Source organism: Bacillus sp. JJ1532, from assembly GCF_036965085.1.
Taxonomy (GTDB): Bacteria; Bacillota; Bacilli; order Bacillales; family Cytobacillaceae; genus Cytobacillus.
Window position 1 is genome coordinate 1 of sequence record NZ_JBALOW010000064.1, and the last position, 11929, is coordinate 11929.

10 protein-coding genes and 1 pseudogene are annotated in these 11929 nt (G+C 37.2%); 7 read left to right on the forward strand and 4 right to left on the reverse strand.

Going from position 1 to position 11929, the window contains the following annotated elements:
• Nucleotides 1-219: hypothetical protein (locus V7122_RS19680; RefSeq protein ID WP_335528483.1), on the reverse strand; the 219-nt coding region annotated here is incomplete at its 3' end.
• 207 nt (nucleotides 220-426) lie between these two features.
• On the opposite strand from V7122_RS19680, the gene V7122_RS19685 reads away from it, so the two are divergent.
• From V7122_RS19685 to V7122_RS19700, 4 genes are read left to right on the forward strand one after another with little or no spacing between them, the layout of a single operon-like run.
• Nucleotides 427-1959: a spore germination protein gene (locus V7122_RS19685; RefSeq protein ID WP_335528485.1), complete on the forward strand. Its 1533-nt coding sequence runs from the start codon at nucleotides 427-429 to the stop codon at nucleotides 1957-1959.
• A gap of 10 nt (nucleotides 1960-1969) precedes the next feature.
• Entirely contained in the window at nucleotides 1970-3073 is a 1104-nt protein-coding gene (locus V7122_RS19690; RefSeq protein WP_335528489.1) for a GerAB/ArcD/ProY family transporter, read from the forward strand.
• Nucleotides 3054-4304, forward strand: coding sequence for a Ger(x)C family spore germination protein (locus tag V7122_RS19695; RefSeq protein ID WP_335528494.1), 1251 nt, complete (start codon nucleotides 3054-3056; stop codon nucleotides 4302-4304). The genes V7122_RS19690 and V7122_RS19695 overlap by 20 nt, the downstream gene beginning before the upstream one ends.
• A gap of 1 nt (nucleotide 4305) precedes the next feature.
• Nucleotides 4306-4470, forward strand: coding sequence for a hypothetical protein (locus V7122_RS19700; protein ID WP_335528498.1), 165 nt, complete (start codon nucleotides 4306-4308; stop codon nucleotides 4468-4470).
• A 130-nt stretch (nucleotides 4471-4600) separates the two neighbouring features.
• Here the strand turns inward: V7122_RS19700 and V7122_RS19705 are convergent, their stop codons facing one another.
• Nucleotides 4601-5575, reverse strand: a complete 975-nt coding sequence (locus V7122_RS19705; protein ID WP_335528501.1) for an aromatic ring-hydroxylating dioxygenase subunit alpha — start codon at nucleotides 5573-5575, stop codon at nucleotides 4601-4603.
• Nucleotides 5576-5763: 188 nt separating this feature from the next.
• Here V7122_RS19705 and V7122_RS19710 point away from each other — a divergent pair, with 188 nt between their 5' ends.
• The gene (locus V7122_RS19710) at nucleotides 5764-7098 is read left to right on the forward strand and encodes a uracil-xanthine permease family protein (protein WP_335489456.1); all 1335 of its coding nucleotides are present in this window, start codon (nucleotides 5764-5766) and stop codon (nucleotides 7096-7098) included.
• A gap of 307 nt (nucleotides 7099-7405) precedes the next feature.
• Here V7122_RS19710 and V7122_RS19715 read toward each other — a convergent pair whose 3' ends face one another.
• Nucleotides 7406-7861, reverse strand: coding sequence for a nucleoside deaminase (locus V7122_RS19715; protein ID WP_335489452.1), 456 nt, complete (start codon nucleotides 7859-7861; stop codon nucleotides 7406-7408).
• 212 nt (nucleotides 7862-8073) lie between these two features.
• Nucleotides 8074-9276 carry an iron-containing alcohol dehydrogenase gene (locus V7122_RS19720; protein WP_335528505.1) on the reverse strand — a complete coding sequence of 401 codons (1203 nt, stop codon included), beginning with the start codon at nucleotides 9274-9276 and terminating at the stop codon, nucleotides 8074-8076.
• A gap of 324 nt (nucleotides 9277-9600) precedes the next feature.
• Here V7122_RS19720 and V7122_RS19725 point away from each other — a divergent pair.
• Nucleotides 9601-11351, forward strand: a pseudogene (locus V7122_RS19725) (SulP family inorganic anion transporter).
• Nucleotides 11352-11381: 30 nt separating this feature from the next.
• The gene (locus V7122_RS19730; protein WP_335347275.1) at nucleotides 11382-11729 is read left to right on the forward strand and encodes an ArsR/SmtB family transcription factor; all 348 of its coding nucleotides are present in this window, start codon (nucleotides 11382-11384) and stop codon (nucleotides 11727-11729) included.
• Nucleotides 11730-11929: the final 200 nt, after the last annotated feature.

Consider the following 11929-nt stretch of genomic DNA (forward strand, 5'->3'; position numbering starts at 1 on the left):
TAATAGAATGACTCCAATAACAAGCAGAATAAATAAGGCAACAATAATCCATCCTAACACTTTTCTACCCGTCACTATAAGGTAGATACCTAAACCTAATAATCCGAAAACAAATCCTAGGATTCCCCAAAGTACCGGACTTTTCCCATGCTTTGGTGCATCTATAACCATAAATACTGTAATGGCGATACTTAATAATAAACCAATACCATACTCCATATCTTCAAGTGCCTCCTTCCCCTGCTAAAAAACCAACAGATACTAAATTTCTATACAATTTTAACGAAAATATGCGAATGTATTAACCCCAAATGAATGACAAAAATGGGTTAATAGTCCATTACCAGCCTTCTGGATCTTCCACAGCTTAAATAGTACATAATTTCCATGTAAATTGGAAAATTTATATAGAGGGAGGGAACCAATATGATTGGTGGACTTATTAAAAAACTGCTTGAACATAAAAAGATAAATACCCAGTTTAATGAAATGTCGAATGCCAAAGATATTGAACTGAAGAAGCAATCGATAAGTCCAAACTTAGAAAAAATGATCGACATTTTTAATCATATCTATTCTATTCCCTTAAATAAAGACGTGATTATTCGTACCATTAATATTGGCGGTTTGAATATCAAAGCTGCTACCATTGCGATTAATTCCATTTCCGATTACAAAATTATTGAAGAACATTTACTTTCACCATTGCTGACAAATGAAAATTCGGAAAAAGAAATTGAAGATTTAATAGAATTTCAATCGCTCGTTAAGATTCAGATGATACAAGATGCTATTGACAAAATTAATGATGGAGGCCTCATCCTCATCGTTGAGGGCTTTCCATTTGCCTATGGCATGACTGCTGATGCAATGGCTATCCGGCAAATTGATAAGCCAGAGAATGAATTAACTTTAAAAGGATCCAAAGAAGGCTTTGCTGAAAAGCTCAATGTTAATGTTTCTTTAATTAGAAAGAGAATTAAAAATGAAAACCTCATTTTTGAAACATCTGTTATTTCAAAAAGAGCGAGAAATCAAGTTAGCATTGTCTATCTCAAGGATTTAACAAATGAAACATTACTTCTTAATATCAGGGAAAAATTAGCTAAGCTTGATGTGGATTCAATTCATAATATTGCCCTATTAGAGCAGTATATTGAGGATCGAAAAACTTCATTATTTCCTACAGTATTATATACAGAAAGGCCGGATCGCGCTGTTTCATATATTGATAACGGCTATATTATTCTAATTATGGATAATTCTCCAGCTGCCCTTGTTGTTCCGGCTACCTTTTGGTCATTTTATCATACAGCTGAAGATCATTATATGCGATTTATTCCTGCTAATTTCACTAGATTAATGCGGATGATGGCAATTTTTATCACACTTTTCATGTCAGCAATCTATGTGGCAATGACATCCTTTCATGCGGAAATGATACCGCACGATTTATTATTAGCAATTGCCGCTACGAGAGAAAGGGTTCCCTTTCCCGCGTTTGTCGAAGTATTTCTGATGGAAATTGCCTTTGATCTTATACGTGAAGCCGGGTTAAGGGTTCCAGCCCCAATTGGACCAACAATTGGAATTGTCGGAGCCCTAATACTAGGACAGGCTGCCGTACAGGCAAATATCGTTAGTCCGATTGTTGTTATTGTTGTTGCACTAGCGGGACTTTGTTCTTTTATTCTAGGTGATGTTAATATGGATTATTCTATCCGTTTAAGCCGCTACTTTTTTATTATGACTGCGGCTTTATTCGGTATTTATGGGATGACAGCTGGTTTTGTGATAGGAATGTTTTATTTAGTCTCATTAAAGTCCTTTGGTGTTCCATATTTAGCACCGTTCACTCCGAGATATTTCTCATCAAATGACACTCTTTTCCGAAGGCTGCTGCAAGACGAAGTGTTCAGACCAGGATATTTAAAGCCTAAGGATATGAAAAAAAACTAGGAGAATGTTAATGGATCAATTAAAGGGACAAATGGGGATTAGAGAATTTTATGCCATTATAGTCATCATCGTAGGTACGAAGCTTGGGGATGACACACCTACGATTTTATTTAAACATTTAGAAACTGCAACTTGGATCGCCCCTATAATTATTGGGGCAGTTTCCATTTTTCCATTATTCCTGCTTCATAAAACACTTGACTTATATGGAAATAAAAACTTGGCTGAAATCATTCTTAATTTATTTGGAAAATATCTCGGATTTATCATTCTATTTATTTTATTTGCGATTTTTTTCAGTGCCCTGACCATCGACTCTGCCACTTATGGAAATCTCATTTCAACGATGTATTTTACAAAAACACCTTTTATTGTCATCTATGCCTTGTCCATGGCCTTATGTGCCTACGGAGCGAAAAAAGGAATAAAGCATATCGGATCGGTTACATGGGCTCTTCTTATTTATATAAAAATCGCCCTTCTAGTAGTCTTATTGCTCCTTTTTGTACAAGGTGAATCAAGCTTTATATTTCCAATCTTCGGACCAGGTAAGTGGGAAGTAATAAAACAAAGCGTAACGCATTCATCCATTTATGTAGATTTATTTTATTTGGCTCTCCTATTCCCGTTAATCTCTGAGAAAAAAAGTTATAAAAAAGGGATTTGGATAGGCCTTTCATTCGTAACAATTGAATTGTCTGTTGCCATTATGGGCTATGTCATGCTGTTTGATTATATTGGTGTGAAGATGATGAATTATCCTTTTCATGAAGCTATTCGTTATTTTGAAATTGGGTTTTTAATAAATGTTGAAACCTTCTTTTTTCCATTTTGGCTTGTCGCTGCCTTTCTCCGATTTACGGTTTATTTATATTTAAACGCTCTATTATTTAGTTATATTTTTAGAATCAAAAAATTCAACTATCTTATTCCAGTCATGGCAACATTAGCAGTAGTGCTTGGGCTGATTCCGGAAAGCCCCTCTTTTACTCTTATCCATTTACGAGAGAAATTGATCTATATAACGACACCGATTTTTCTCATCTTCCCCTTTGTGATTTGGATATTTGGAAGGATAAAAGGAGTAAAAAACAATGAAAACGTCTCAAATTAAACTTCTCTGTCCTTTGATTATCATCGTACTTCTAAGCGGATGTTGGGATCAGAAGGAAATTGATCGAAGAGATTATGTTCTTGCGATTGGATTTGATAAGGCTGAAGATCAAGGGATAGAAATTTCCTTTTTGATTATAAATCCCGAGGTAGGCTCGGTTCAGATGGGTGGTTCCCCGTCAGAACCTCCAACAGAAATTTTTTCCTTTAAAACAAAGGATATCATTACACCTGAAAGCTTTGCAAATACCATTGTGGCAAGGGAAATTTCCTTTGATATGATCAGAATTATTATTGTTTCTGAGAAGCTTGCAAGGGATAAAGATTTTATTAGATGGATGTACGATGCCATAAAACTAAAAGACATTCGAAGAGATAATTTCTTAGTTTTCACAAAAGAAGATGCCCATAAATTTATGGAAAATAATAAGCCAAGGCTTGAAACTAGGGTACATAAATATTTTGAAAATATTATTAATCGCGGAAATGAAACTGGTCTCATTCCTTTTTCTCAACTGCATACGTATTTAAGAATAACTGAGGCTGATGCCGATCTCTTTTTAGGTATTTACGCGACAACAGAACCCGATAAAGATGAAATTAATGAAATGAGGAATGAGGATAATATTTTTGCCGGGCAATTCAAGCCTCGAGGAAAAACGAACAAAACTGAGTTTTTAGGATCAGCTGTATTTAAAGAAGGGAAAATGATTGGAAAGCTGACAGGAGAGGAAACACGTATATCCTACCTATTAAATAATGTTGATCATGCGACAGATATGCTTGCTTCGGTTCCAGACCCATTTAATAAAAATTATAGCATGGGGTTAAGAATCTCCCAGCAAAAGCAAGCCGATATTCAAATGAATTTATTTGACAGGAATGGCACGATCCACGTAACTTTGCCGCTTATGATCGATGTATTATCAGATCATAGTATGGTAAATTACAATTCCAACAAAGAGAACCTAGAGAAATTAAAAAAACATATTGAAGATCAATTTGAAGGGAGAATAAATAAATTTGTCAGAAAGACACAGGAGGAATTCAAAGGAGAACCGTTTGGATGGTCATTAAACGCGAGAAAGGAATTTTCGAATCTTAAAGATTATCATAAATTTAACTGGATGGAAGCCTATCCAAATATGGATGTAAAAGTTACGGTTAAAGTAAAAATTATTGAATATGGGAGACAAAGTAAATTGCCAAGTCTTCATAAAGTGAGGGATTAAATTGAACATTTTTATTTTCTTATGGATAACCTTAGTGCTTATCCTCCTCTATTCACTTGGCTTTTGTATTTCACTTTGGAAAGAAAAGAATAAACTAGGAGCATTCGGGGTTTTCTTGTTAATAGGCGGAACAATTGTTGGATCCATTTATGGCTTAATAATATAAGGCAAAGGTGCCAGGCGCCACGATACAACAACATCTAGTGTCTAATTAATGAGGTAGACTCTAGATGTTAGTTTTAGTGTGGAGCCAGGCACCTTATACAAGCCTCATTAGCCGTGGCAATCATAATATCTCAATTGGTTCCGTGGATTACTCCTAGTTCCTTCAAATATTGTCGATACGCAATACTCATTCTATCACTTACTAGTGATAGCTCAACTTGTAAATCAAGCGGCAGTTCTTCTGGCTTTTGATTCTCAACTACTGGCTTGTCCTGAGCAAAAATTTCATCCTGGAACTTAATAATTTCTTCATCTGATAATCCCGTTTCGTAGTCGAATGAAAGAATTCCATAAGCTACAGATTTATCTTCTGTTTCCGGACGGATGGTTAATAAAATCGTCATATGTGTCCCATTTTCACGATCCTTCTTAGTGAATAGAACGGTTAAAGGACGAATAATTTCATATGTGTAATAGACATATTTCGGATTTCCAGAACCATCTGGATCAGGCTGATAAATGGCAATTTCGTCTGAGTATATTCGATTTCCCTCTTTATTTACGGAATAATCGATAATTTCACGATGAGATTCGTCTCCAAGGAACCCTTGATGGACGACTGCCAAATGGCCAACATCCAAGAAGTTTTCAACGATACGCGGTGGCTTGGCATTTACTTCCTGCGGTCCCCAAATGACATTGTGGTAAGCTGTTGTTTCCATTTCTTTATAATAGAAGAAATCAGGATTGTTATTAGCTAAGTTCACCCAAATAAATCCATATTTTTCGGTACAACCATAAGTCGTTGCCTTTGCCTTCTTAGGGATCGATCTGCCTTCCGGAAGCTGAGGAATCTTAACACAATCCCCATCATGATGAAACTCCCAGGCATGGTAAGGACATACAAGACAATCATTCTTAACTTCCCCTAATGATAAGGCTGCTCCTCTATGAATACATAAATCTTTAAATGCATGGACTCCTTCACTATTTCTAAAAATAACGAGCCGCTCTCCCATCACAATTACTTGAATAGGCGTATTCTTCACATCAACAGAACGACAGGCAACAATCCAATCTTCTAGCAACACTTGATCTTGTATCATGTTAGTCCCCTTTATTTACGTATTTTCTATTTTCATTGTAATAAGATTATTATCATTGGTCAACTAAAAACACGAACAAATTTAATATTCTTCAAAAAAATGTTCGTTTTTTATATACAAACGCTTTTTTTTTTAATATAATCCAGTTGAAAAGGTTAAAAACGCGAATATCAAGGAGGAATACCGTTTTGGAAGGGAAACCAAATAATGGGATTATCATTGGAGTAGATGATAAAATTAGTTATGGAAAGGCACTCCTACTTGGAGCACAGCACGTGTTAGCTATGGATTTGTATATTGCACCAATCATCATTGCTGGCCTTTTATCTTTAGGAACTGAAAATACGTCTTTCTTTATTCAAATGTGCTTTCTAGCAACAGGGCTTGCTACTTTAATTCAGACAGGTGCAGGAATTAAGCTGCCAGTCGTACAGGGTCCTTCCTATGTACCAATTGGAGCCATTGCAGCTATTGGGGGAAAGCTTGGATTAGGAGCTATTGCGGGAAGTCTTATTCCAGGGGCACTGATCATTGCACTTCTAGGATATCCATTGAAATGGTTTGCAAAGGTAGTCAAAAGAATCATTCCTCCTCTTGTCGGGGGAACCGTTATTATCATTGTTGGGATTGCCTTAATGCCAGTAGGAATGAATAATATCTATATTGCACCAGGCAATGTAGGTGACAACATTATCATTGCTGCAGTTTCTGCAGGCGTACTGATCATTTGTATGCTTCTTGGCCGTAAAATGAATGGAATTGGAACTTTTTTCCGATTGATTTCTGTTTTAATTGCCATAGTTGCAGGAACGCTTACAGCAAGCTTATTCGGAAGCGTTGATTTCTCCCCTGTTAAGGAAGCCGCTTGGTTCTCATTGCCATCATTTCTTCCTTTTGGTAAGCCGATTTTTAATGTAAGTGCTATTATTACAATGGTTTTAGTTTATTTTATTATTTTAATCGAAACGACTGGAACGTGGTTTGTTGTTTCTACCGTGACAGGAAAAGAGCTTGATGAGAAGCGTTTAAACCGAGCTTCTGTTGGTGAAGGTCTTGGATGTTTTGTTGGTGCCCTATTTGGAAGCACGCCAATGACTGGTTATTCATCTAATGCAGGACTTCTTGCAATTACTGGAGTTGCCAGCAGATTAGCGATTATGGCTAGTGGACTTATCCTTGTCTGTTTAGGCCTAGTTCCAAAGCTTTCTACTGCTATCACTTGTATCCCTGAGCCTGTAATTAACGGTATCTTTGGTATCGTTTGTGTCGCGATTGTGACAAATGGCATGAAGGTCATTCAACCAATCATCATAGATGACCGTAATATGATGGTCATTGGGATCCCAATTCTTTTAACGATCGCAGTAACTGTTTTGCCAAAAGATGTGTTATACAGTGCACCTGAATGGGCAACATATATTTTATCTTCTGGAATTACAGTTGGCGCACTTGCTACTGTCATAATAAACTTAGTCATTCCGACTGGTAAAAGAAATTCTGCATCGGAACCTGTGAGTGAATAATCGATAATTTCGGAGGAACTAATTTTGCGATTAGTTCCTTTTTTTATACCTATGTTAGGGTATTGGAGCAGTTCTGTTCAAAACCCTAACATTGCACGCTTCAATGTTTGGGTTTTTGCCAAACCTTCTACAAAACCCTTACATTGGACATTTCTATGTTAGGGTTTTTGCCGGAATCCCTCTATAACGATAACATTAATCCCTGCTCGTCTAGAAATCTTACTGTTTCTTCTTCATAGAATTGATAAAAGGAGCGGACTTTTACGTTAAGTAACCGCTCCTTCCTATTTTATTTATTTTTCGTCTACTACTTTTGGATTTCCTCCCATTGCTTCATTGGATCTGCAATGGATTCATCATTAGGCATATGAATGATGTTGATTTCTCGTTCATTTCGTTCTTTAGCAAGATCAAGATAGATCATTTTTGATTTTCCAAGGCCAGCCTTTTCTGCGTCATCTACTGAGGCTGCATAATAAACAGTCTTAATACCGGCAAAATAAATTGCGGTTAAGCACATCGAACATGGTTCACCGCTCGCATATATGGTGCAATCACTCAAGTCCAATTTTTGAAGCTTTGCTTGCGCCCTTCTAATCGCCAATAATTCTGCATGTCCACTTATATCAAAATGAATATGAAGTTCATTTACTCCATCAGAAATAACTTCATTGTCTCTTACCAATACAGCACCAAACGGCTGGCCGCCCTGTTTAACATTATCCAAAGCTAATTGAATGGCTTTCTTCATAAATGTGTCCATGATAAAGACTCCTTTCTAGTACAAAACCTTATTTCTTACTAGCGTATCATATTAGCCCCCGTTTCGCCTACCAGGGCCGTCATCATCTTCCTTCTCGTACAGTTTGCTTCTACACCTACATTAGACGATATGGGAACCTTTTTCTGTTACGAGATTGTTTTTGTTCCAGGTTAGCTTCGACTCTTTCACCATTAATAAAATTTTCTAGTATTCTAGTCGTTGTGGGCTTCCTTTTTTAGGAAAAAATTATAATGAAAGCAATCCATGTAGAGTTCTTCCAACTCCTGTATTGTCGGGACCTTTGGGTTATTTGCCGGGCTTCCGCTTTCCATGGCGTCTTTGGCCATTTTGCTTATAGCTAATTGAAATTCTTTTTCATCTATTCCCCACCCTTTTAAATTGGGAATATGTAAGGTTTGACAAAGCTTTTTAACAGATTCTACGGCAAGATCTGCAGCCTCTGCATTAGAAAATACCTTTCTTCCCTTTGCAAAAATTCTCCCTAAATCTGCTAATCGATCAATACAGGAATCCTTGCTAAATTCCAATACAGCAGGGAGAAGCATCGCATTTGAATACCCATGCGGAACATGGAATAACGCCCCAATTGGTCTAGACATTCCATGAACGAGACAGACAGATGAATTGCTGAAAGCCATTCCTGCCTGAAGGGACCCAAGAGACATTGCTCCACGTGCCTTAATGTTGTTCCCGTCCGAATAAGCTATTTGGATATTTTCAACGATTAATTTCATTGCGGACAACGCAATTGTATCTGTCATTGGATGTGCCTTCTTTGAAAGATAAGCCTCAACTGCATGGCTTAGTGCATCAATGCCTGTTGCTGCTGTAACATGCTTCGGGGATGATAATGTCAAAAGTGGATCGACAATCGCTATTAATGGCATAAAGGCAGGCTGCTTAATCATCATTTTGACTTGGTTAGATGAATTTGTAATAACTGTCGCATCAGTTGCCTCGGAACCGGTTCCGGCTGTCGTAGGAATGGCGATATGTGGGATAGGAGGCTGACTCGCTATTTTCTTCCCTCCCATATAATCGCCGATATAACCACTATTAACAGCAAGTACGGCTATTGCTTTTGCGGTATCTATACAGCTGCCGCCTCCTACTGAAATAACGAGATCACAATTTTCTTTCTTAAAAATCTCAAGTGACTCTGCTACATATTGATCAGTTGGCTCCGAGTCAACACCAAGATAAATGGAGCTTTCAACACCACGATCCTGTAAATATTCTTGGCATTGATGAACGTAACCTAACCGATCCATGATTTTATCGCTGACAATTAATGCCCTTTTCCCTCTTGATGAAGCTTCTTGCCCTACTTTTTCGAAAGATTTTTGACCATAGATAATGGTTTGCGGCGCTCTAAAAAACTCGTAATTTTCCATCCTGCACTCTCCCCCTGCTTTTTCCTATACTTCATTAAACGCTCAAACTATGTAAAGTATGACAAGGTGTAACTCCGGAATTATTGCTTATAAGCTAATTACCATTGTGAATAGGATATAGAAAATACTGAATTATCAAATATTTACTATTTTAACACTCATTCTCATATAAAGCTGAAATTTTTTGATTTTCTTTCCAACAGTAACTATTTAATAAAACTTACTTTGACAGGATAAAGGATTAGGTATATATTCATATTATAGTATATTCAAATAATCAAACATACTAATATATTAAGATACTAAAAATAAAGAAGGGGTAATATGAAGCAAGAAAAATGGTTTTTCACTGGCAGATATAAAGGGTATTCTCTACAAGGCTTCCAAAAGGATCTTTTGTCTGGATTAGTTGTAGGTGTTATTGCCATCCCTCTAGGCATGGCATTTGCTATTGCATCAGGAGTCAAGCCTGAGTATGGAATCTATACAACTATTATTGCGGGAATCTTAATTTCCGTAATTGGTGGATCAAAATACCAAATTGGCGGTCCAACCGGGGCTTTTATCCCGATCTTATTCGGAGTTGTTATTACCTATGGCTATGAAAACCTTCTTATTGCAGGATTTTTGGCGGGAATTATCCTCTGTTTAATGGGTGTATTTCGGTTAGGGGCATTAATTAAATTCATTCCAAGACCTGTTACGATCGGATTTACATCGGGAATTGCTGTCATTATTTTCACAGGGCAAATCGCCAATTTTCTTGGACTACAGGGCGTTAAGCAGCATGAGTTATTTCACGAAAATATTGTAGAGATTTTTAGTCATCTTCAAACGATTAATATCTTTAGTGTGTTAACCGCTGGCATTTGCTTAATAATTATTATTCTCACACCTAAACTATTTCCGAGAGTCCCAGGCCCTTTAATTGGGTTGCTTTTATCAACGATTGTTGCCTCCATCTTTTATCCTGGAGAAGTTGCTACAATCGGATCTACGTATGGGGATATTCCAAGTACTTTACCACAGTTTTCCCTTCCGGACATTACTTTGGACAAAATCGTTCAGCTTATTAGACCTGCTTTTGTCATTGCCATCCTTGGTGCGATTGAATCCTTGCTCTCAGCCGTTGTAGCGGATGGGATGACGAACAGCAAACATCACAGTAATCGTGAGCTTGTCGGTCAGGGTGTGGCCAATATCATTACTCCATTATTCGGAGGGATACCGGCAACAGGCGCAATTGCCCGTACAGCTACCAATATAAAAAATGGAGCAGTATCCCCTTTCTCTGGGATCATCCATGGGTTCATGGTATTATTAATACTAGTACTCTTTGCTCGGTATGCTTCAAGCATTCCGTTGGCCAGTATGGCGCCGATATTAATGGTTGTTGCCTGGAATATGAGTGAAAGACATGTATTCTATCATGTACTTAAGACAAAAACAGAAGATTCCCTCGTCCTGTCTGTCACCTTTCTATTAACCGTATTTATAAATTTAACGGTAGCAGTTGAGGTCGGGTTATTATTAGCCGTCATTCTATTTACGAAACGAATGAGTGACATAATGGTCACTGCTAAAGCATTGCCAGATCATAAGAACAAGCACGAAAAGGTACGAACCCATATGGTCACAGATACTAATGATTGTCCGCAAATAAGTATTTACATATTGAAGGTCCTTTATTCTTTGGCGCGGCGCAAACCTTTTCACAGACCATAATGAGCACCATCAATTATAAACCAAAGGTGTTGCTTCTAAGAATGTCAAAGGTTCCATTTATGGATACTACGGGAGAGGCTTCTTTAGCTAACATTATTAAGGACTTTTCCAAGCATGGCACTGTCTTAATCTCCGGATTAAGGCCACAGCCGATGAAAATGATGCAAAAGACTGGCTTATTCGATGCAATTAGAGAAGATCATTTCTTCGAACATACAGGCGAAGCGATTGATTATGCGTTACAAGAATTAAATAGAGAGAAATGCCTAGGCTGCAAACACTTTTCCTTTAAGGAATGCACTGCGCTATCCTCCAAGGCGCAAACGGGTAAAAAGGCATTTACTTCATAAAACTGCACTAAATAAAGAGGGGTTATTCAAATGAACCTTGAAATGCAAAAATTCAAAGCAGATTTCTTTAAAGCTTTAGCCCATCCGCTTAGAATACGAATTCTTGAGATTCTCTCAGATGGAGACAAAAGTGTAAATGAAATTCAATCAATCGTTGGAAGTGAAGGTTCTGCTGTATCCCAGCAGCTAACAGTGTTACGATCAAAAAATATTGTAACTGGTACAAAGGATGGAAATCGGGTGATTTATTCATTAAGAGATCCAATGATTATCGAATTGCTTCAGGTGGCAAGGCAGATTTTTAATAATCATCTTGTGGATGCAATTTCAATGTTGGATAAATTATCGGAGATGGAAAGCAATGAAGAAACAGACTGACACAGCTTTTAGTTGCTGTGTTTTTTTCATAGTATAATGTGAATCTCAAAAAGTGTTATAGACTGTGAACCTGTAATAAAACAAAGAATAATTCCCTTCCGGTGGATAAAACTAAGGCAGACCTTTTAAATAGAAATCTCATCCAATCTTATGTACAATGGACATTATACTTAGTGGCCCTAAATATAATAAATAATCAT